The organism is Ruegeria sp. YTSC325, from assembly GCF_059609525.1.
Window position 1 is genome coordinate 31,799 of the sequence record NZ_JBXWLY010000018.1, and the last position, 22,460, is coordinate 54,258.

Here is a 22,460-nt window from a genome sequence, read left to right on the forward strand (position 1 = left end):
AGTCCTGAACAGGTTTTGAAAGGCTATTGTGCAGATTTTGCGCACACTTTTGACGAGTCCACCCAGTTGACCAAACGGTCAGACCCAGCGACGGTCGCGTGTCGACCACCAGATACAAACCAACAGTAGGACTTGAATAACTAGGCGTAAGTTCAGCTGCAATTCCGTAGCAAATGGGTAAAGCTCAGGGTTCAATGACATATGAATGTTGGCCGGGGTCACGGCCAATGTCAGTAAAATCAGACAATTCCCAGCGAGTTGGCGGGCCTGCGGCAATAGAATGCCAATCGCCCCCAAGACTTCCAGAACTCCTGACACGTAAACCACCGCCAACGGCCAAGGAACATAAGGTGGCGTAATACTTAGGAAGAACTCTGAAACGACAAAATGCCCGATCCCGCCGCAAAAAAACCATAGGAAAACGAGCAAAAGACCCAAGTAATAAAATCTGACCATGTTCCCCTCAGACACGCAAGCGCATTGGTCGTCGGGAAACCGCCAGGCATTGAGGAACTCCAAGCTGAACCAAGTCGGTTTGAAGCCACGTCGTTGTAGGCTCAAGCTGTTTGCGACAATGGCACATGACCTATTTTCATCGATAAATATTCGCAACCGGAGGCCACAGTAAATTGAACACCGAAACCACTGATCAAACGACGCTTGGCAAAGCTTTTTATCGCATGAAAACCTGACTACCATGCTGCCAAAGCAACCACTACCGCGGGACTGACCAATGAAAGCCGTTCTCTACGAAAATTTCTCGCAGCCTCCTAAGCTGGTCACAATAAGCGACCCCTCACCGGATGCAGATGGTGTTGTGATCCGCGTTGAGGCGTCGGGCGTATGCCGCTCGGACTGGCACGGTTGGATGGGGCATGACGACGATATCGAATTGCCACATGTCCCCGGCCACGAACTGGCCGGCGTTGTGGAAGCCACAGGCGTAAACGTCAAGAAATGGAAACCAGGTGACAGGGTAACAGTCCCCTTTGTCGCAGGCTGCGGCTCTTGCCCGGAATGCTACGCGGGACATCAACAAGTGTGTCTGGATCAACATCAACCCGGCTTTACGTACTGGGGCTCATTCGCCGAATATGTTGCGGTTCATCAGGCCGATCTAAACCTTGTTGCTTTGCCCGAGGGCATGGAATTTGCAACCGCGGCCAGTCTTGGTTGCCGCTTTGCGACGTCGTTTCGCGCTATTGTCGACCAAGGAAAAGTCGGCGCAGGTCAATGGGTCGCCATTCACGGGTGCGGCGGGGTCGGTCTGTCTGCCGTGATGATCGCCAGCGCGGTGGGCGCTCAGGTCATTGCCGTGGATATTGATGACCGAAAGCTTGACCTGGCTCGGAACCTAGGCGCGGTCACCGCAATCAATGGCACCGGGACAGATGTCGCAGCAGAAGTTATCGAATTGACCCGTGGCGGTGCTCATGTCTCGGTTGACGCACTGGGACATCCGGCGACCTGCTTCAATTCCATCCAGAACCTACGACCCCGAGGGAAACATGTGCAGGTTGGGCTTATGCTGGGCGAACAAGCACAACCTCAGGTGCCAATGGCAAAAGTTATCTCGAATGAGCTTGAAATCTTGGGCTCTCACGGAATGCAGGCCCATCGGTACGGCGCGATGTTGGACATGATCGCTTGTGGCAAGCTAGCGCCAGAAAAACTGGTAGGCAAATCGATCAACCTGTCTCAGGCGCCGCAGGCCTTGATGGAAATGGATCGCTTTCAATCCATCGGCGCGACAGTAATCACTGATTTCGACCGTTAACGCGACTAGCTCTTGTCGATAAAAACGGATTGCTATCACCAAGATTCTTGTGTGATCAGATAGATATAGGCCATAGTCTTGCTCAACCCGGTTACGAACGCAGTGGAACCGAGTGGGAGGAGTTTTGAAAGAAAGGCATTATACAGCCGCAAAACTGAATGCGGCGCTTCGGGTATTGGATCGCTATCAGATTCAATCTGATTGTGTTTTCGAACGAACAGATATCGACCGAACTCGCTTAAAAGACACAGAGTATCGTGTCTCGCTGCGTCAGATCATCGATGTGCTGAATAATATCGCGCAGCAGCGCTGGCACCCCGAATTACCTTACGATATCGGAAGAAACCTCCATATCTCGGATTATGGGCTTTATGGATATGCTGTTCTAAGCAGCACAAGATACCGGGATACTGTAGATTTCGCGCAGAGGTTTCACTATCTTGCGGCGCCTACAGCCGAAATGTCCTTTGACTTTGATAAGGACAACCCCGGTTGGGAATTTGAACCGGTCTCGGTGATCGAACAATCGCCTGACTTCTATGCCTTTCTGACCAATCTGCAGGCCGGAATATTTGCCTCACTGCATCAGGACGTGATTGGTCAGGATTTCCAGTGCAATTTGCTTGAGTTGCGATACCCTAGGGACAGTTATTACACCATTCCGGCACACGCCGCAGATGCCATCAAATTCTCGGCTGAGAAGAACCGGTACAGTGTTCCACCCAAATGGATGGACCAAAGACTGGAACTGGGAAACCGGATGACTTTTCAGCAAATCGTCCAGATTTGCGAACAAGAGTTGTCCGAATTGCTCAGCCGCGATGAGGGGCGCGTGTCTGGAGAAGTTCGAAAAGCGCTTGTTCAAAGCCTCTCTTTTGGGGCCAATATGGAACTGATTTCACGTCAGATTGGATTGACTAGCCGAACCCTGCGCCGCCATCTGAAACGAGAAAACACGACGTTCAGCGATATCGTCGATTCCACGCGGTCTGAACTAGCACTTCGGTATCTTCGGGATGCCGAACTCAGCACACAGGAAATCGCCTATGTGCTAGGTTTCTCAGATTCTGCCAGCTTCGTGCGCGCCTTTAGAAGGTGGACAGGAAAAACACCGAAACACTATAGGGTCGGTTTCTGAAGGCGGAATCTGACGCTACGTTGTCCTCGATTGTCAATCTTATGACCCGATGTGGGGTTTACGCACTGGGGTCGACTGGCAATATTTTCCACTAAGTCGAAACATCCGCAGATCAGTCTTTCTGTTGGGTATCGAGTTGTTGCTGGCTAGGAGAGAGGCTGGGGCATCCGAGAAACGGCCGGAGGATAACTATGTAATTGCTACGAACAAAACCTCATCCAACAAATTGGCTTGGCTTTAAGAGTTTGTTCTTGCCGGGAAATCCCGAGTGGCGGGCGCACCCTGGTCCGAACCGGATCAGCTTATGCACTAATCCTCGCGCCACATATAACCCGCAAAAGAGCAGGTAAACTGGAAGGAAATCTATGCAGTTCGATTACGTCATAGTAGGTGGCGGCTCCGCCGGGTCGGTTCTTGCCGCACGCCTTAGCGAAGATCCGAAAGTTTCGGTTTGCCTGCTCGAAGCCGGCGGGGGTGGCAACGATATATTCGTACGTATGCCTATGGCGGTCGCAGCCATGGTCCCAAGCAAGCCGATAAAGATCAACAATTGGAGCTTTGAAACGGTCGAACAACCCGGCTTGAACGGGCGCAAAGGCTATCAGCCGCGCGGGAAGTGTCTGGGCGGGTCCAGTGCGATCAATGCCATGCTTTATGTCCGCGGCCAACGAGAGGATTACGATGCTTGGGCCGATCTGGGCTGCGAAGGATGGGATTGGGACAGTGTGTTGCCCTATTTCCGAAAAGCCGAAAGCAATGAACGCGGCGAAGATGACATGCATGGCGGCAGCGGACCGCTGCAGGTGTGTGACCAGAAATCCATCCATGTTTTATCTGAAGCCTTTGTTGATGCCGCCACGCAGTTGCAACATCGCAGAACTCGCGATTTCAACACGGGCGACAACGAAGGGGTTGGATTTTATCAGGTCACACAGTTCTTTGAAAAAGACAAAAACGGTGAACGCTGCTCGGCGGCCGCGGGCTATGTGTTTCCCAATGCCGACAGACCCAACCTTACGATTGTGACCCGCGCTCATGCACGTCGCGTCACCTTTGAGGGGAAACGTGCCACAGGCGTGATTTATCAACACAAAGGCCAAGACATTACGGTTACCGCAAAACATGAAGTCTTACTTTGTGGGGGGGCCTTTCAGTCGCCGCAACTGTTGCAACTGTCTGGGATCGGTAATGGAGCAGATCTGTCCAAGTTGGGCATTCAGGTCAGACATGATCTACCGGGCGTCGGCCAGAATTTGCAGGACCACCTGGATTTTATTCTTGGCTACAAGACCAATCGGCACGACAACCTTGGGATCAGTTTGAGAGGCGGTATCCACATCGTCCGCGAAATCCTGCGGTGGCGCAAAGACGGAGTTTCTCTTGCCGCGTCACCCGTTGCCGAAGCTGGCGCATTCTTAAAGACCGATCCGGCGCTGGACCGGCCGGATATTCAGTTTCACTTTGTGCCAGCCTTACTCGACGACCACGGGCGCAAACAACATCTGGGACACGGCTACAGCTGTCACGTCTGCCAAGTACGACCGTACAGCCGCGGCTCGGTCTTTTTGCATAGCACGAACGAGCTGGCTGCACCGGGTATTGATCCATCTTTCCTGTCCGATCCTCGCGACATAAAAGTCATGGTCAAAGGCGCGAAGATGATGCGCGACGTCCTTGAGACAGAAACTATGACCCAACACCGAAAAAAAGAGATGTTCGGATCTGATAAATTGAGGACTGATGAAGATTGGGAAAACCACATCCGGTCTCGCGCAGACTCAATCTATCACCCCGTCGGCACTTGTAAAATGGGCGTGGATGAGATGTCGGTCGTTGACCCTGAACTACGCGTGCATGGGATTCAGGGGTTACGTGTAGTTGACGCTTCGGTCATGCCCAATCTGGTGTCCGGGAACACCAACGCCCCTACGATTATGATCGCCGAGCGCGCCTCGGATCTGATTAAGGCTGCCCGCGCAGCCTGATATCTGAGTCCAAAAGGCACTGGTCGAAACGCGGACCTGTGCCGGAACTCACTCGTGCATAATTCTAACGCTGAACCGAGACTTTCACGTCATAGGCCGTCTTGAATATCTCTGGCATTCGTGTGGGGCGACCGGTGCTCAGTTTGGTGCATACGTAGTGGGATTTTGCCCGCAGGATCGTTTTCATGTCTTGCAACCGGATCACCTGAAAAGACCGGCTGGCGCGCAACCGTTGGTCGTTGGCAGAGATCCAGTTGTAAACAACGATCTCATCTCCCAGAAAAGCAGACGCGATGTAGTCGATCTCGTGACGCGCGGCCGCCATGCCGCGGTCTAGCTCCAGGCAGGCACGTTCACCCAACCCCACGGCTCGTGTGTGCTCCCATACTGTCGCGTCCAGCCACTTCAAATAAACGGCATTGTTGACATGGTTAAAGCCATCGAGATCGTCTTTCGTTACGACAAAGCGTTTCCAAAACGCATCAGGACAATCTGACAAGGTCGACAGGTCTTGGTCGTGACGGGCATTCATGAAATAGCCTTTGCGTTCAAATAGGGTTCCAGACTTTTGTGGTAGAACACGTCAGGAAACAAGACCCAGTACCCGATAGTTTTGATACATCTTAGCTAAGCACCTACACGATGCCTTTACCCGCAGTCAAAACGCTGGTTACATCTCGATCACGCGCTGCAATTGCGCGTAGCGATCGCCCAGTTGATGGTCGATCATTACCAATCGTTTGGCATAATGTGATCCCGGGTATTCCCATGTCATTCCGATACCCCCATGCAACTGAATACTTTCTTCGGCGATCATGGTGCCTGCACGTCCAATGAGGTTTTTCGCCATGGCGACGTATTTTTCAGCTTGATCGGTTCCCAGCTTACTGGCCGCCAGAATAGTAATCGACCGACATTGTTCGATCTCGATTGCCATATCTACAGCGCGATGCTGCAACGCCTGAAAGCTGGCGATTGGGCGTCCGAACTGTTTTCGCTGTTTCAAGTATTCCACAGTCATGTCGACAAGAACCTGCATAACGCCAACCGCCTCGGCACAGAGTGCCAGACGGCCCGCATCCAAACTCGCTTTGATGCTCTGGGTTGCGTCTTCGACCAGACAGGTGGCCGGAGTATTGTCCAAAATCAACTCGCCTGCACCGCCACCGTCAATCATGGCATAGTCGATGGTCTCGGGCGTCTCGACCAGAAACAGCCCGATTTCCGCTTCGACACGCGCTGCCACCAGTACGCCATCTGCGCCGGGCAAGCCGTACACCACAGATTTTCGACCGTTCAGAACCCAACCCTCATCAGACTTGTCAGCACTTGCCCGGATCAAAGAAAGACCATCAGCATCCGGCTCGAACACCGCAAAGGCGAACCTTCTGGTGCCCATGATCATCTCATCAACCAACGTCTGCGCCCCGCAATCGGCAGCGACACGCGCGCTCATCAACGCGGCCAGCATCGGCTCGGGGCACAGGCCCCGTCCCAGTTCCTCGAAAACGGTGGCTATATCGAAACCAGTGCCACCGAAACCGCCTTTGTCTTGGGCCACAAAAGCGGCGATCAGGCCCAGTTCTGACAATTCCTCCCATTTCTCAGCAGAATGGTACGGAGCGGACGCAGTCGCTGCGGCCCGGACTTTGAAATCATATTGGTCCGCCAAATAGCGGCGCACAGTATCGGACAGCATCTGGCGGTCTTCGGTCAGGTTGAAATCCATGTGTCAGCCTCCAAAAAGATCTTTGGCGATAATGTTGCGCTGAATCTCGTTTGACCCACCAAAGATCGAAAGCTTGCGGTTGTTGAAGTAACTGGCTGCAGCACGCGCTGCTTCTTCGGGCACGGACAGCACGTTCTCTGGCAACTCATCTGCAGGGAATGGGGCAGCCGCAGACCCAAGCGCTGAACGGGTCAAGCTTAGAATTCGTTGGCGGATCACGGTTCCCTTGATCTTGAGCATCGAGCTTTGTGTTCCGGATGCAGCACCTTCTTTGGCCGCCGACAGCATACGCAGGTTCATAATTCTCAGCGCCTCGAGGTCAATTTCGACCTCGGTCATTTCCGCCGCAAACAACGGATCCTGGGACAATGGCCTGCGCCCCCGAACAAGGGTTTGGGACAGCATTTTCAGCTTATCAAGGTCGCGGGTGGAAAACCCGACACCCGCAATATTTGTCCGCTCATGTGTCAGAAGGTATTTGGCGATGGTCCAACCTTTGTTTTCCTGACCGACCAGATTGGCCACGGGCACATGCACGTCGGTAAAGAACACCTCGTTCACCTCGTATCCGCCTTCCAACAATCGGATCGGACGCAGTTCAACCCCCGGTGTGTCCATATCGACCAGAACGAAGCTGATACCTTCCTGCGGTTTCCCTTCATTCGACGTCCGCACGAGGCAGAAAATCTTGTTGGCATACTGCCCCAGCGTCGTCCATGTTTTCTGCCCGTTGATTACATAGGCGTCACCTTCCCGCACAGCACGGGTCTTGAGGCTAGCAAGGTCGGAGCCCGCGCCGGGCTCGGAATAGCCCTGACACCACCAATCTGAGCCATCCAGAATACGTGGTAAAATTTCAGCTTTTTGGGCTTCGGTTCCGAACTTGATCAGAACCGGCCCTAACATGTTCAGGCCGAAGGGAACTGTACGAGGGGCATTGGCCAGAGCGCATTCTTCCTCGAATATATGGCGCTCGACCGCACCCCACCCGGTGCCGCCATATTCCGAAGGCCACGTCGCGGCCAACCATCCTTTTGCGTTCAGCTTCGCATGCCAATCTTCCATATCCGGCTTGCTTAAAGCTGCAGAATTACGGTTTTTTCGAACAAGATCATCAGACAGGTTATCATCCAGAAACGCGCGTACCTCAGCACGAAACGCTTCTTCTTTTGGGGTAAAATTCAGGTCCATGTTCACGCCCCTTTGTTAAGATCGCCGAAGGCTTTACCCGCTTCAGCCAGTTCGCGAAGCAGGTCTGGAACCTGCCAGTAAAAAGGGTCTTCTCGCGCGTATGCCTCAATGCGTTGCACCAGAACATCCAGCCCCGTCATATCGGCATATTGCAGAGGTCCACCCCATACGCGCGGAAAGCCGTAACCGAATAGAAATACAGCATCTACATCAATGGGACGCAGGGCTATTTTGTCCTCAACGACCCGAGCGGCTTCGGACACCATCGCCGCCATGTATCGGTCGACAATTTCCTGATTGGTAAAGCTGCGCCGAGTGATCCCTTTGGCATCACGTTCAGCCTGCGCAAATTCGGCCACCGCTGGATTAACGCTGCGGGTTTTGCCGTCGTACAAGTAGAACCCTTTACCTGTCTTGCGTCCGAACCAACCCTGTTCGCAAATTCGGTCGGCAATCTCGACATATCGTTCCTGCGACGGACGGAAGGCAGCTTTGCGTTTCCGCGTGGCCCATCCAATATCCAAACCGGCAAGATCCGAGACGGCGAAAGGTCCCATAGCAAAACCGAACTCTTCCAACGCAGTGTCGATTTGATCAAACGGCGCCCCATCAAGATGCATGTAAGACGTTGATTTCAGGTAATGCGCCAGAATTCGGTTTCCGATAAACCCGTCACACACCTCGGCCCGAACCGCATTCTTTCGGAGTTTCTTCGCAAGTTTGAAACAGGTGGCGACCGTCTCGGGCGCGGTTTCTTTACCAACCACAATTTCAAGCAATCGCATGACATGAGCAGGTGAGAAAAAGTGCAAACCGATGACATTCTGAGGCCGCTTGGTCGTTGAAGCGATTTCATTGACATCAAGATAGGAGGTATTGGTGGCAAGGATGGCACCGTGTTTGCAAACCTCATCAAGCTTTCCGAAAACCTCCTGCTTGACCTCCATGGATTCAAAAACAGCCTCGATTACAACGTCCGCATCTGCCAGCGCGGCCATATCCGTGGTACATGTCAATGCGGCCAAGGCCGTGTCCCTTTGCGCCTCGGTCAGTTTGCCGCGCTGGACGGCACCGGCAAGATTTTTGGTGATCGTATTGCGAGCGAAATCCACACGGTCCTTTTCCATCTCAACCAGCGTAACGGGCATCCCGGCCAGAAGCATCGCCGTAGCAATGCCCGAGCCCATGGTACCACCCCCAATCACCCCGCCCGAAGTCAGCTCTCTTGCTTCGGCCTTGGCTTCGGGAATATGGGCAACTGCCCTTTCCGCGAAGAAAGCATGCTTCAGCCCTTTGTGTGCGTTGCTACCCATCGCTTCCACGAAAAGCTCACGTTCAATCTTTAGACCTTCGGCGAGCGGTAGGTTACTTGCTTCAGCAGCCTTTAAGGCGCGTTCAGCGACCTCACCGGTGATCTTGCCGCGAAAGGCGTCGATTTCATCAGCACTGAGGCGATTGTCCTGATCGGCAGTTGCGCGGGTTTTCAGGGTGCCGTCCAACACCTTTTGCCCTGCAGCCAACGCTACCGCTTCGGGATCACCCTCTTGCAGATCATCCAGCAACCCTGCATCCAGTGCGACGTTTGCTGATACCGGTTTACCAGAGGTGATCATTGTAAGCGCCGTTTGCCCATCAACCAGGCGCGGAAGGCGTTGCGTTCCGCCCGCACCGGGCAACAGGCCGAGGTTAACTTCCGGTAGGCCCAGTCGAAGACCCTTTATGCCGACCCGCGCGTGACAGCTAAGCGCGATCTCAAGGCCTCCACCCAGTGTTGTTCCATGCAGAACGCATACAATAGGCTTGGCGCTGGCTTCCAGTATCTCACACACTTCGGGCAAAACCGGCTGTTTCGGCGGCTGGCCGAACTCGCGAATATCAGCACCGGCGACAAAAGTCCGCCCCGCAGCATAAAGTACTATAACGCGAACGGTTTCGTCCCCGGCCAGATCACGGACAGCGTTCACCAGCCCGATACGCACACTATACCCCGCCGCGTTGACCGGCGGATTGTCGATTTTTACGAGCGCTAGGCCATTTTCTTTGCGTATTTCAACTGACGCCATGGGTTCCTCCTGATTTCACTCGCATACGCCCAAATCCTTCGTTGCCTTGTGTGCTGTCATCGCGAGGTGTCAGCCCTAAACTTCTGCTGCATTCTGTTAGCACCCACAAAACAAGTTTTGGAGTTTCGGCACCAGAGGGTTTCTCGTCAGTCACTGATTAAGAAATGAAAAGCAGCGCGGCCAAATGCAGGAAAGAACCCGTTTTAACTGTGACCGGATTCAATACACCCCCAGCTGCTCCAGCGATAGCCGAAGCAGAGTAGGCAATCTGATCCGCGCAAAGCGCCTTGGGATAGTCCGGAAACAGGGCCTATGATCGTTCGATTTCATCCTTTTGCGGGCCAGTCAAAGAAGGGCCCGCAAACGTGAATTGGCTTCAAAAGCGCCAGCGTGCGCCCAAGACGACTGTGGACAGGTCATCAAACTCATCGGATGAGTCGTCATAGGCATAATCCTGGTACGAGAAGTAAGCTTCCATATTGTACTGGTCGATTTTTTGGACGACACCAATGCCCCAGACCTCAGAATCCGAACCATCCGCGTTAAAATCTGAGCCGTCCCAGTAATGAAGCCCGACACCGGTTTTACCAAAGTTGAACCAGTCGCCCTCGTAGCCGATTTTGAGATAGTAAAAACTGGGATCTGCCGAGGCATCATCGTCCACATCCCTCTCACCGATGGCGACCGCGAAGCTTAAGCCGTTATCCAACAGAACCGAGGCCGATCCAACAACGTCCTCACGCTTTTCGCTTTCACTGCCGCCTGCACCGCTGTTGCCGGATCCACGTACCTGATAGGCTAGTCCGGCAGCAACTTCGACACCGTTGGCAAACGTGTTTCGGTAGTAGGCTGCAAAGTCATAATAGTCGCGGTCATCGTTGAAATCTTCTTCCAACACGTTCTGGCCATAAGACAGACTGAACGAAAACCCATTAAACGACGGCGTGTCATAGCGCACCCGTGTGCGCCGCGCGCCATCAAAGTTATCGGTTGTTCCAGAGACCGTCGGCCCACTCAGAATGCCGCCATCGTCACGGAACAGGAAGGATGCGTTTGAATCCGCGGTGAACGAATACAAGACCAGAGCAACCAGCGACAAATCCTGTTCGGCGACACCGTCAGCGGCCATGCTGCCCTGCCCGGCCGAGAAAGTGCCCCAGTCTCCCTCTAGGGACAAATCTACATGCCGAATGTCTTCGCGTGTCCAGCCGCTAAAGTCGTTGCCGTTCTGATCCGTTTCGGTCGAATTTGGCAAACCTAGTGCAGTTTCAAAGCGGAACCGGAACGTGTTGGCGCCATAGGGTTGCTCGAGCCGTAGTCCAACACGGCTGTTGGAGGCGTCAAAGTCGCGAACATTGGTTTCGGTCTCTTCTCCGTCATCAACCGAGATGATAGCGGGGTTCAACTGTCCATACAGCACAACAAATCCGCCCGAGTTGTTGTCGTACTTTAACTCGGCCGCAGCCGGCAGTGCAAAACCCAGAGCCAGAACGGCAGCCGAAGATATCAATCTGGTTTTCTGTGTCATCTGTCATTCCCTCATTTTTAAATATCGCAACGCACCGGATCATCTCTGCGTTTATTGTCCGGTCAGTGTCAGAAAAAGGTGCGCAGCGGATGTGCAGATATGTCTTGTCTGAATTTCGGCTCCTCCGTGTTTCAATGAAACACCGCGCCTGCTTCAGAACTCCACTCGTTGCCGAAGCCACAGAGTTCCTGATACAGGCAACAGCTTAAATGCCGTGGCCCATTGCGCTGCTCCTATGGGAATTTCCTCAGAGTCCCAACGGGCGACCGCATATTATATGCCTTCAAGTATTTACGTATTATGTTTTTTAGTTTCGTTTTGAGATAAGCTAACCCAAGCGCTTCCGGTGTGTCACGTGATTTTTCGACACGCCACGTCAGAGAAAATCGGACTTTGAAAACAGGCGACCGCTCGCCATGACCAGACATGCCCCCGAGCTAGGCAGCCGGGGGTTTTCGTGGCCCGCTTTTTCCGTGTAAACGCAAGACATGATCAGGAAGAATCCCGTCGGGACACACATACTATTGGACCATCATGGCGGGTCGAGGCTGACGGACTCCTCGTATCTAGAGAGCGCGCTGAAATCTGCGGCCCACGCTGCAGGGGCGAAAATCCTTTCAAGCAGCTTTCACACTTTCGGAGGCCATGGCGGCATTACGGGCGTTCTGTTGCTGGCTGAGTCTCACATCTCGATTCACACGTGGCCCGAGAAATCTTATGCCGCGATCGACATTTTTATGTGCGGGGGCACCTATCCCGAACGCGCCGTGGACTGCCTTGCAGAATTGCTGCACCCCGAGAGTGTGGACATCACTCGTATTCACCGAGGCGCCTTAACGGAACCAGAAATCCCACCCGTCCAAATAGTAGCCGACCAAAGCATGTGACTGCAGCGTATTCGGATCAGCCGCGATACGCGCGGTATCGGCTCCGAATACCTGCGTTGCACGCCAAACATCTTCATCAAGATATCGCAACCCCCCCGGCAACAATATCTTTCGGCCTGACAAAGGCGCTGGCGAGGCCAACACAAACCCCCACTCACCGAAACTGGGCACGTAGCTGTGATAGGGCAAAACACTTAGCCCCTGCCCCGGTTGCTGAGGATTCCGGCTGGACTCGATCGTTCCAACAACGGACCAAAACGCCTGTCGGGCAAAAAAAGGTGAACCGGCTTGAGTCACAAGCATTCCTTGCGCGCTGAGGCGTTCGACCAGAATGGAATAGAATTGCCTAGTATACAGGCGTGACAAGTTTATGGATTTCGGGTCAGGCAAATCTACAATGATCACATCATAAATCTTGTGATCCTGTTCCAGGAATTTCCACGCATCATTGCTTAGGATAGTTACGCGAGGATCCCTTAATGCAAAATCATTCAAACTCGATAATGCAGGATGATCGCGAAACAACTCGGTGACTCGTGGATCAAGGTCCACCAAAGTGACATTGTGAACATCTGGGTAGCGGAGCACCTCTCTGACGGCCATTCCGTCCCCCCCGCCCAGAACCAGCACCTGAGCCCTGCGCGGTGCCAAAGCCATTGCAGGATGAACCAAAGGTTCGTGATACCGATGTTCGTCAAGGCTGTCGAATTGGATTGAGTGGTCCAGAAACAGCCGCACTCTGTCTCGATACTGCGTAACAGTAACCTGTTGATATGGGGTGTTTTCCGACAGGACTATGTCATCTTCAAACAACTCAGCCTCGGTTATGGAGACCAACCGTTCGGATTGCCATAGGCCCGCAACCGTTGCCAGCATGGCCAACGTCCAGACTGTGACTTGCCTGCGGGTCGCCAGCTCCCGAAACACCAGCAATGACAGCCCCGCCACCGCAAGATTTAACGCGCCGAATGCAAGACTTGCGGACATCAATCCCAAATGCGGAATAACCAATAACGGAAATGCCAGTGAGGCGACCAAAGCCCCCACGTAATCCACGCTCAACACGTTTTCGAAACGGAACTTTAGCGCCCCGATCTCTTCCAACACACGCGCGATCAAGGGCAATTCCATGCCCGACAAGATTCCGATGGCAACCAGTGCCGCGTACAAAGGCAAGGCCACCTGACCTATCCACGCGTAGTTCAGGAACAGAACCGGGGCCATGAAGCCACCGACAATGCCCAACAGAATTTGCGCCCAAACAAACCCCGAAAAAGCATGAGTAACAAAGCGCGACAGCCACGCGCCGACCCCCATTGCCGACAGGAAAATCCCGATAACCAGCGAGAACTGACGCACCGAGTCGCCCAGCAGATAACTGGAAAGAGTTGCGGCAATCAGCTCGTAGATCAGGCTAGCCACGGCCACCAGAAAGGTCGCCGCCAGCAACCAAACCGCCCGTGCCTGAACCGCCGGAGCGGGTGTCATGACAGGATGACAGCTGCGATGATAATTGAGACGGCCACGAATAGCAGACCGATCAGAATTGCCAGCGCAATGTTCTGGTCCTTCTCGATCTCGCGCACGATGGAAAACGGCGTCAGCCAGTCGATCACTTTCCAGACACCCCACATCAACGAGACACCAAGAACAGTGTAGAAGATGGTGCTTACAATCTCGGCGATCTGAATCGCTGCCAGATATTCCATTGGTTTTCCCTTATTTTACACGACCTGTTCGATAATATCCGCCGCCACTGCTACCGACGCGAACCGAAGTATCCAAATCCCGGCTCTCGGCGCCATAGCCGTGCCATGCGACGTACCCCACTGAAGCGATTGCGGTGGTTGAAATGACAATAAAAATCGCTCGGAACAGGTTCACGTTAATCCTCATCCACCCAATCGGTTCCGGACCAACGGGCGCGCTGGTGCAGCCATTTACGTCCGAATTGCAGCAAGAACAACAACCCGAAGCCTCCGGCCAACGCAAGCGTCCACATGCCGCTGGACAGACCGGAGCGCACATTGATCGTGAGCTGGTTGAAAGGATAACTCGGAACCGAGGATGCCCCCGGCCCGGTCCAGACCCCTTGGTCGGGCACGTCCACTGTTAGTGTGTAATCGCCTGTACGTTCTGGCCGAAACGACAGGTTGGCGCGTCTTGAGCCTTCGCTCCATGATCCGTCGGCGTCGCGGCCCGAATAATACTCGATGGTCCGGCCTGCGAGGAAGACAGGAGTGTCATCTGGATCCAGCAATTCCAGATCCAGATACGCCCAACTGTTGCGAACATCGGCCGAAAAAGAAATACGCGTAAGCTGACTGTCGGCTTCCAGCGGGAACGTGATTTCTGCGGGAAAATCCGCCCGCGTCAGGACATGCGCGCCCAGCACATCTTCACCCGTGCGGCTAGCAAAAACAAAGGACATGACAAGGCAGATGATCGCAAACACGCACGAGGCAAACAGTACAAAGCCATAGTTCGGTCCGGCGACAAATGGCTCAAGCGGGTGAACGCGAAAAGGTTTCTGATCAAGCTGAACATCGAATGCGTCTTCGACTGTTTTTCTGGGGACATAAATTGAACGATAGCTCTCGCGTTCAGAGCCAGTCGTAGAAAATCCCAGCATCGCCGCATCAGACATCGCTGATATGGTTGTGGTTTGCTCGCCTATTTCTGGCCGCCACGTGAATTCACCTTCGACATAGGTGATCGAGCTTGTCGTCGTTTCGAAATAAACAAACCGCTCTCCATTTACGCGGACAATCGGCGGATATTCTGATATTTCCACTGCCCGCTCAGATATCCAACCTGGCCCACGGTGGCGTCGGGTAAACACCAAATGGCCAGCTTCCAACGTTAGCCACGCATAACCATGTGTGGGCGAATAAAGCTGGTGATCAATCCACGTGTAAAACCGCCCGCCCCACCGTTCTGAGTGCTCGATCAACCCGATAATGGTGAAATCGACCCCATAGAGCGCGCCGGTCATCCCGATCGAAAACGGTGTCTTGGGACGCGTAAGTCCCTTGAACTGCCTAAGAGTTCTGTAGTTGTCCTGCGCGTCCAGTTCGCTACCACAATAAGGGCAGATTTGTACCACGACACGACCGCCACCCAACACATCCAGTCCCGCGCCGCAGCTCGTGCAGTTGATCGACAGTATCTCGGGGTTTCTGGTCATTACTGGCGCTCGACCTGTATGTCGAAAGGATCGTACCAGCGACCATAGAACCAAGCGGCGGACTGACCCCAAAATTCACCGGACAGCAACGCTTCGTCACCGGCAGACGCGTTTACGAATTGATAGGTTTCTCCCACGGTCAGAGCTTCGTCGAACTGCCCCCGCAACGCGATACATTCGGCACTTTCCACTTCTGTCACCGTAAACGTCGCGGAGTCGAAGTATAATGTTTCGCCGGGTTTGAAGGGCGATTGGCTCTTTGGCGCGTCGTCCGCCTGCAAACGGGTTTGCCGCACGACGTCACCCTCGTCGACTGAAATCCAGCAGGTTTTTCCGGCTTCATCCACTCCACAGAACTCATCCCAAAACCCGCGACCGTAAGAATATCGGGCGTGACCTAGAATTCGGGTCGAAGTCCGGCCCATCACCACCCAATCGCCAACCCCGATTAATAGTGGTGCATCATGCATCACGCCTTGGTCACCCGCGACCGAGGCCGTTTCGTCGTTCAGCATCAGCGTGGTTCCGCAAGACGGACAAACAACGACCTTAATCAACGTCAATGAAATCGGGCAGTCCGTCCCGCAATTCGGACAGTTCAAATTCTCCATACCGTCAAGTTGCTTATGGGTTGCCAAAGCGCAAGAACAGTCTGACAGAGCAAGATGCCGAGTGTTGCTTTTTGATCAGGTTAAGAATGCAGAGCCGGAATTCTGCTCCAAAATCTGCTGCACCAAAGGATTTGCAAACCGCCGTCGTAGAGTGACCGCGTAGAACGTTTCCTTGATCCGGGGATGCTCTTTGGCCTCTTTCAATCGACCCGAAGTCAGTTCGTCTGTCACAACGATAGGCGCCACAAGCGCAAGGCCAATATCTTCGCGCGCGAGCAGTCGCATCATCGCCATATCATCCACCTCGGCGGCGATTTGAGGACGGACCGATAACCGGCTGGCCAGCGCGTCAAAGGCCGTTCGAACGCTGCTGTCAGTTGTCGGCAGAATAAACGGTTGTTTATGCAACAACTCGCGCAAAGGTGCATCAGGCTGCAACCGTGCCGGAGTGCCCACGATGCTAACCTCTTGCTCACCGATCGAGTGAATTTCGAAAGGGGTCAGACTATCATCAGGGGGAGGCCTGTTCATCAAGGCAAGGTCCAGATTGTGCGCTTCTAACCCCTCTAACAATTCGGTCGGGCTGCCCGATCTTAGGATCACCTCCACATCCATACGAGACAAGATGGGCCTTAAAAACCCAATCTGAAAGTTGCGTGACAGGGTCGCCAGCGACCCCACCCTAAGTGCCTTTCGGTTCTGAACTGTTCCTTCCATCGTGGCCACAAGCTCTTGTCCCGTGGCGAAAATCGCGTCTGCATGGTCCAGTGCGATGCGACCAGCCTCGGTCAATTGCAACTGCCGACCGCGGCGTTCAAACAAGGCGTGACCCAGACGTTCCTCCAGTTGTTTGATTTGCACAGAAAGAGCCGACTGAGACAGGTTCAGACGCTGCGCCGTGCGGGTCAGGTTACCGTCATGCGCAACGGCCCAAAAATATCGGAGATGGTGATAGTTTAATGGCATATTGTTCTATTTATTAGAACGTAATCTTACAAACAATGAATTTTTATTGTCACAAATTCTGTCCTATCTGCCCCGAAAGGCCCTATGGCCGCGAAACAGAAGGAAATTGACTATGGCTTACGTTTTTTTGCCGCTTCTTGGCCCGCTCGTTTTACTTGGGGCAGCTTGGCTTGCGTCGCGGCAACCGGGAAAACGGCCGGGAAACATAGCAGGCCTGACTGAAGTTGCCGCATTCGCGGCCTTTGTTTCCTCAATCCTTGCAACCATATTTCTGATGATATACGGGCCCGGCACATCGGCATTGATCGGGATGTTCGGCGTCGGCCTCTCGGTTCACCTGGATGCGGTGAGTTCCGTGATGCTGCTGCTAGTCAGCTTCATCGGCTGGATCGTGATCCGCTATTCCAGAACTTACATGGATGGCGAAGACCACCAAGGTGCCTTCGCGGGCTGGATGTCAGTCACACTGGCGTCGGTTCTTCTATTGGTCATGTCCGGCAATCTTGTGCAGTTCTTCGTGGCTTGGGTCGCGACCAGCCTGGCATTGAACAAATTGCTGCTGTTCTATCCGGAACGCGCCACCGCGCAGCGCGCAGCACGTAAAAAAGCCCTCGTTGCACGGCTAAGCGAGGCGACCTTGGCGTTGGCTTTTGTGCTGATCGTTGTCGCCACCGGGACTACAGACATAAAAACGATCCTTTCGGTCGTAGAACCAAACTGGCTGACGATGTCCGCTGCCTTTCTGATTGCCGTGTCTGCTGTCCTGGCTTCAGCGCAGTTCCCGCTGCATGGATGGCTGACCGAGGTTATGGAGGCCCCAACGCCCGTTTCAGCCCTACTGCATGCAGGTGTCATCAATGCTGGCGGTCTGCTACTAATACGTTTCGCCGACGTAATGTTGCTTGCGCCGGGTGTGATGGCGTTGTTGGTCATGTTGGGAGGGTTCACCGCCTTGTTCGGCGGGTTGGTGATGCTGACACAACCAGCAGTAAAAACATCGCTTGCATGGTCGACCATTGCCCAGATGGGCTTCATGGTCATGCAATGTGGCTTGGCGCTGTTCCCGCTGGCATTGCTGCACATTGTGGCCCATTCGCTGTATAAGGCACATGCGTTCCTAAGTGCAGGCGAAGCGGTGCGAAACGTCGCTGCAATTCGCCGCCCTGGACCGATTGCCGTCCCAAGCGCGCGTAACGTGTTGTTGTCTTTTGTGATCGCGATAGCAATCTACGGACTTGTTGGCATGGTCGTTGGGTTTGACGGAAAGTCGGTTCAGGCCATTGCACTGGGAGTCATCCTGATTTTCGGCGTCGCTTATCTCTTGGCCCAAGGGTTTGCCGATGCTGCCCCAAGGGCGTTGATGCAACGCACTGTCGCCTATGCTCTGGTCACTTCGGTAAGCTATTTCGCCCTGCAGGTCATAGCACAGAAACTGACTGCGGGAACCCTGCCAGCTACTCCGGCCCCCGGCCCCCTTGAATGGGCTTTGATTATCCTCGCATTGATCAGCTTTGGCTGTGTTGCCGTGGCACAGGCGACATTCCCGTTATGGGCCTCGCACCCAGCAGCGGCAGGGCCAAGGGTTCACCTGACCAATGGTCTTTATGCAAATGCAGTTTTCGATAAGTTGCTGGACGGTTGGTCCAAGCGTTCGATCGTGTGAAAGGAACTTTCCTCATGTTTGCGAAACTTGAAACCTACCCCGCCCCTTTGTTGGAACTTGTGACCGAGGCCAACGACGCCTCCAAAGCGATCCCGCCCCTGTTCCCGCTTTCCTCTAGCGTTGCGGTGAACCCCTTTCTTGGCCAGATTGATGAGCCACTTTCTGTCACCGCGGCACGCCTTGCACGGGTTGCCGGAACACGGATCACCCCTGCTCGCGAATACTGGAAAGCCAAATTTAAGAGCGACGAAATCTCGCAAGAAGATGTGCGCGCCGCTGTGTTGGCGGTTGAAGGGCAATTTAACGCACCAAGCCTGCAAGACGTACTGGACGCACTAGACACACCTCATGACACGCCGCAGCCACTGGCAACCGTCGCCGAACTTGCTGCCGATGTTTCTGGTATTGATTGGCCTGGCTTGATCGAGGATCGCATCGGCGCCTGGGCTGCGGGTCATTTTGATCAAGGTCAGGCGCTTTGGCAGCAGGCCGATACAGGCGGCGTATTCCAGTCGTGGCGGGAATTCGCCACGCGTGACCTGACGCCTGAAATCCACGGTTTGAAAGGCTTTTGCGCCTTTGTCACTCGAACCAACAGGTCGCATTGGCGCGCCATAGGACGGGCGTCCGAGCGGTTGGGCGTCGACACTGAGGCCGCCAAAACGACGTTCCATCGCTGGTTGATAACCTTGGGAGGTTGGGCGCAGTACGGCCGGTATCATTTGTGGCAGGCCGAATTGGACGGACGCCCGGACAGCACTGTGGCCGAGTTGCTGGCCGTTCGCATGGTGTTTGATGAGGCGCTATATGACCTCTACCAAGACCAAATCGCCGCCCGTTGGGCCGAGGTCGTAGCCAAGCACCGCACACCCGTCACGCCGTCCAAGTCCGAGGTTAGCAACGCTGTCCTGCAGGATGCAGCTGAACGCGCACAACAACGCGCTTTGGCTATTAAACTGAAAAAAAGCGAACCCGTCGCCTCCAATGGACGCCCTGACATACAGGCAGCGTTCTGCATCGACGTCCGCTCTGAGGTTTTCCGCAGGGCGCTCGAAGCGCAGGATGCCAAAATCGAAACCATCGGCTTTGCCGGGTTCTTCGGTTTGGCCAGCGCACACAAGGCCGCAGGGTCGGACGTGACCGAGTTCAGGGGTCCGGTTCTATTGAAAGCCGGGGCAACCTCGGAAGCTGTTGAACCTGTCAAAGCGGACCTGAACCGCCGCTACACGGCGCGGGCTAAACGCGCATGGGGCCGGTTCAAGCTGGCCGCCGTGTCGTCCTTTGCCTTTGTCGAGGCCACCGGCCCGGTTTATGCCGGTAAACTTGTGCGGGATTCGCTTGGTCTGGGTGACAAGGCCAAACCGGAACCGGCGCCAAAACTGGACCCTTCCCTAAGCTTTGAAACGCGGGTCGGTATGGCCAAGTCTGTTTTGTCGGCTATGTCGCTGACCCATAACTTCGCACGAATTGTCATGTTGGCGGGCCACGGGGCCGACGTCACAAACAACCCCCATGAAAGCGCATTGCAATGTGGGGCCTGTGGTGGCTACGCCGGAGATGTGAACGCTCGCCTCTTGGCTGGGCTGTTGAATGATCCAGACATTCGAAGCGGTCTTCAGGCTCAAGGGATAGATATACCCGAAGACACCATGTTCTTACCTGCGTTGCATCACACGACGACTGATATGGTCACTTTGTTCGAACAGGATTTACCATCAGGCACCGCAGCGGCAGAGATTGCGCAGCTCAAAACCTGGTTGGATGCCGCAGGGGATCTGTCCCGCGCAGAACGCGCGCAACGCCTGCCGCGTGCAAACGAGTCTGCAGCAGTTCTGCATCGTGCACGTGATTGGGCTGAAACACGGCCCGAATGGGGTCTTGCCGGGTGTCGTGCGTTTGTCGCCGCTCCACGTGACCGGACCAATGGCGCGGACTTGTCCGGGCGGGCATTTCTGCACAACTACAACTGGCGACAGGATGATGGGTTTGGCGTCCTTGAATTGATCATGACTGCTCCGGTTGTCGTGGCCAGCTGGATCAGCTTGCAATATTACGGTTCGACCGTTGCGCCCGACTTGTTCGGAGGAGGCAACAAGCTTCTGCACAATGTGGTTGGCGGGATAGGCGTGCTGGAAGGCAATAGCGGCGCCCCCAGGCCGGGCTTGCCATGGCAGTCCGTGCATGATGGCAACGGATTCCAGCATGATCCTCTGCGCTTGACGGTGGTCATCGAAGCCCCGCGCGAGGCGATGTCAAACATCTTGGCACGTCACCCTGACGTCAAAGCGCTTTTTGACAATGGGTGGCTTCACCTGATCGCCATGGATGACAGCGGACAACTGGCTTGGAGATACGACGGCGACCTTGAGTGGTCCCCAATCCGCGAAATTCCAGACACCTCAGGCGCAATCGCAGCAGAATAAGAACAGAGCAGCAAGACAAAGTAATTTTGGCGGTTAGGTCCATTTGAAATTGGACTTAGCCAGCCTGTCTATCTTGCCTGGCTTGAAACAATACTACGAGGGCAAAGAGGCTAAATATCCAGAGTATTCTTGGCCAGTCTCTGCCGGTTTCCACTTTTACCTGCATTGTTTCCCTTGCACCTTGCTCACTTAAGGTTTCTGGTGCGGGTAAATACTTGCAAGAGGTTCCAATGCCCCAAACATCCGACACCAACCGTCGTATCGTTCTTGCTGAACGCCCTGTTGGTCAGCCCGACGAAAACACGCTTCGGCTTGAAACCACAGATATCCCGTCACCGGGTGCTGATGAGATGCTAGTGCGAACGGTCTTTATGTCGCTCGACCCCTACATGCGCGGCCGCATGAACGACGCAAAATCCTATGCCGAGCCCGTCGAAATTGGCGGCGTCATGACCGCTCAGGTTGTGGCTCAAGTGATCGAGTCGAACCTGGATGGGTACCAGGCCGGTGACTATGTCTTGAATATGAGCGGCTGGCAGGACTACGCGATTTCGAACGGAGAGCAGGTGGTCAATCTGGGCAAAACACCAGACAATCCATCCTGGGCTTTGGGTATTTTGGGAATGCCCGGCTACACGGCCTATGCGGGTTTGTTGAAAATCGGCGAGCCCCAGCCCGGTGAAACCGTCGTTGTTGCAGCGGCTGCGGGACCGGTCGGGGCAACTGTGGGACAGATCGCCAAGCTTAAAGGATGTCGCGTCGTCGGCATCGCAGGCGGGCCGGAAAAATGTGCGCATGTTGTCCAGAACCTTGGCTTTGACGCCTGTATAGACCACAGATCCGACGATCTGGCTGCTCAACTGCGCGATGCATGCCCAGATGGCATCGACGTCTATTTCGAGAATGTTGGCGGTAAGGTGCTTTATGCAGTTCTGCCGTTGCTAAACCCGTTTGCACGGGTCCCTGTCTGCGGAATCGTGGCCTGGTACAACCTGCCCGGTTTGCCGGAAGGGCCGGATATGGGCCCTGCGATCCTGGGCACCTTGCTGCGGATGAAAGTCAAAATGCAGGGGTTCATCATTTTCGACAATTTCGGCCCCGAGGTTTATCAGGAATTTGTACGAGACATGACAGGCTGGCTTAAGGACGGCTCGGTATCGTACAAAGAACACGTAGTGGATGGGCTGGAAAACGCGCCAGAAGCCTTCAATCAACTACTCGCTGGGGGTAATTTCGGCAAAATGGTTGTGAAAGTCGGCTGATTGGCATTCGAAAGCTGGCGTTGCGCCTTTGATGCGCAACGCCAGTAAAC

The 22,460-nt window shown here is 54.4% G+C and carries 18 protein-coding genes; 7 read left to right on the top strand and 11 right to left on the bottom strand.

Going from position 1 to position 22,460, the window contains the following annotated elements; all coding sequences use genetic code 11:
* Nucleotides 1-78: 78 nt before the first annotated feature.
* On the bottom strand, nt 79-456 hold the full coding sequence (locus AC2FF7_RS19740) for a DoxX family protein (RefSeq protein WP_480869965.1): 378 nt from the start codon (nt 454-456) through the stop codon (nt 79-81).
* Nucleotides 457-733: 277 nt separating this feature from the next.
* Here AC2FF7_RS19740 and AC2FF7_RS19745 point away from each other — a divergent pair, with 277 nt between their 5' ends.
* The 3 genes from AC2FF7_RS19745 (at nt 734) to AC2FF7_RS19755 (ending at nt 4,900) form a co-directional block, all read left to right on the top strand.
* The gene (locus AC2FF7_RS19745; RefSeq protein ID WP_496906203.1) at nt 734-1,777 is read left to right on the top strand and encodes a zinc-dependent alcohol dehydrogenase family protein; all 1,044 of its coding nucleotides are present in this window, start codon (nt 734-736) and stop codon (nt 1,775-1,777) included.
* 124 nt (nt 1,778-1,901) lie between these two features.
* Nucleotides 1,902-2,915: an AraC family transcriptional regulator gene (locus tag AC2FF7_RS19750; RefSeq protein ID WP_496906204.1), complete on the top strand. Its 1,014-nt coding sequence runs from the start codon at nt 1,902-1,904 to the stop codon at nt 2,913-2,915.
* A gap of 365 nt (nt 2,916-3,280) precedes the next feature.
* On the top strand, nt 3,281-4,900 hold the full coding sequence (locus AC2FF7_RS19755; protein ID WP_480869971.1) for a GMC family oxidoreductase: 1,620 nt from the start codon (nt 3,281-3,283) through the stop codon (nt 4,898-4,900).
* A gap of 64 nt (nt 4,901-4,964) precedes the next feature.
* Here the strand turns inward: AC2FF7_RS19755 and AC2FF7_RS19760 are convergent, their stop codons facing one another.
* The 5 genes from AC2FF7_RS19760 to AC2FF7_RS19780 all read right to left on the bottom strand — a co-directional run bounded on the left by AC2FF7_RS19760 (nt 4,965) and on the right by AC2FF7_RS19780 (nt 11,411).
* Nucleotides 4,965-5,432 (bottom strand): acyl-CoA thioesterase, encoded by a 468-nt coding sequence (locus AC2FF7_RS19760; protein ID WP_170356457.1) that lies wholly within the window; start codon nt 5,430-5,432, stop codon nt 4,965-4,967.
* 138 nt (nt 5,433-5,570) lie between these two features.
* Nucleotides 5,571-6,629: an acyl-CoA dehydrogenase family protein gene (locus AC2FF7_RS19765; protein WP_170356458.1), complete on the bottom strand. Its 1,059-nt coding sequence runs from the start codon at nt 6,627-6,629 to the stop codon at nt 5,571-5,573.
* A 3-nt stretch (nt 6,630-6,632) separates the two neighbouring features.
* Nucleotides 6,633-7,820 (bottom strand): acyl-CoA dehydrogenase family protein, encoded by a 1,188-nt coding sequence (locus AC2FF7_RS19770; RefSeq protein WP_480869974.1) that lies wholly within the window; start codon nt 7,818-7,820, stop codon nt 6,633-6,635.
* A gap of 2 nt (nt 7,821-7,822) precedes the next feature.
* On the bottom strand, nt 7,823-9,883 hold the full coding sequence (locus tag AC2FF7_RS19775; protein WP_480869976.1) for a 3-hydroxyacyl-CoA dehydrogenase NAD-binding domain-containing protein: 2,061 nt from the start codon (nt 9,881-9,883) through the stop codon (nt 7,823-7,825).
* Between the two features lie 376 nt (nt 9,884-10,259).
* Complete coding sequence (locus tag AC2FF7_RS19780; protein ID WP_170755919.1) at nt 10,260-11,411, bottom strand: porin; 1,152 nt, start codon at nt 11,409-11,411, stop codon at nt 10,260-10,262.
* Nucleotides 11,412-11,899: 488 nt separating this feature from the next.
* Between AC2FF7_RS19780 and speD the strand changes: the two genes are divergently transcribed.
* Nucleotides 11,900-12,298 (top strand): adenosylmethionine decarboxylase, encoded by a 399-nt coding sequence (gene speD / locus AC2FF7_RS19785; RefSeq protein ID WP_480869980.1) that lies wholly within the window; start codon nt 11,900-11,902, stop codon nt 12,296-12,298.
* Here the strand turns inward: speD and AC2FF7_RS19790 are convergent.
* From AC2FF7_RS19790 to AC2FF7_RS19810, 5 genes are all read right to left on the bottom strand, one after another.
* A complete protein-coding gene (locus tag AC2FF7_RS19790) occupies nt 12,245-13,786 on the bottom strand; it encodes a polyamine aminopropyltransferase (RefSeq protein ID WP_496906205.1) in 1,542 nt (513 codons plus the stop codon). The genes speD and AC2FF7_RS19790 overlap by 54 nt on opposite strands.
* Nucleotides 13,783-14,007, bottom strand: a complete 225-nt coding sequence (locus AC2FF7_RS19795; RefSeq protein WP_170356464.1) for a DUF350 domain-containing protein — start codon at nt 14,005-14,007, stop codon at nt 13,783-13,785. Before AC2FF7_RS19795 ends, AC2FF7_RS19790 begins: the two co-directional genes overlap by 4 nt.
* A gap of 176 nt (nt 14,008-14,183) precedes the next feature.
* On the bottom strand, nt 14,184-15,485 hold the full coding sequence (locus AC2FF7_RS19800) for a DUF4178 domain-containing protein (RefSeq protein WP_496848224.1): 1,302 nt from the start codon (nt 15,483-15,485) through the stop codon (nt 14,184-14,186).
* Nucleotides 15,485-16,000: a DUF4178 domain-containing protein gene (locus AC2FF7_RS19805; protein WP_496906206.1), complete on the bottom strand. Its 516-nt coding sequence runs from the start codon at nt 15,998-16,000 to the stop codon at nt 15,485-15,487. The genes AC2FF7_RS19800 and AC2FF7_RS19805 overlap by 1 nt, the downstream gene beginning before the upstream one ends.
* Nucleotides 16,001-16,171: 171 nt before the next feature.
* Nucleotides 16,172-17,062: a LysR family transcriptional regulator gene (locus tag AC2FF7_RS19810; RefSeq protein WP_480869989.1), complete on the bottom strand. Its 891-nt coding sequence runs from the start codon at nt 17,060-17,062 to the stop codon at nt 16,172-16,174.
* 112 nt (nt 17,063-17,174) lie between these two features.
* On the opposite strand from AC2FF7_RS19810, the gene AC2FF7_RS19815 reads away from it, so the two are divergent.
* The 3 genes from AC2FF7_RS19815 to curA all read left to right on the top strand — a co-directional run bounded on the left by AC2FF7_RS19815 (nt 17,175) and on the right by curA (nt 22,410).
* A complete protein-coding gene (locus AC2FF7_RS19815; RefSeq protein ID WP_480869991.1) occupies nt 17,175-18,725 on the top strand; it encodes a proton-conducting transporter transmembrane domain-containing protein in 1,551 nt (516 codons plus the stop codon).
* 14 nt (nt 18,726-18,739) lie between these two features.
* Nucleotides 18,740-21,148 (top strand): YbcC family protein, encoded by a 2,409-nt coding sequence (locus tag AC2FF7_RS19820; protein WP_496906207.1) that lies wholly within the window; start codon nt 18,740-18,742, stop codon nt 21,146-21,148.
* A 230-nt stretch (nt 21,149-21,378) separates the two neighbouring features.
* Nucleotides 21,379-22,410 carry an NADPH-dependent curcumin/dihydrocurcumin reductase gene (gene curA / locus AC2FF7_RS19825; RefSeq protein WP_480869995.1) on the top strand — a complete coding sequence of 344 codons (1,032 nt, stop codon included), beginning with the start codon at nt 21,379-21,381 and terminating at the stop codon, nt 22,408-22,410.
* Nucleotides 22,411-22,460: the final 50 nt, after the last annotated feature.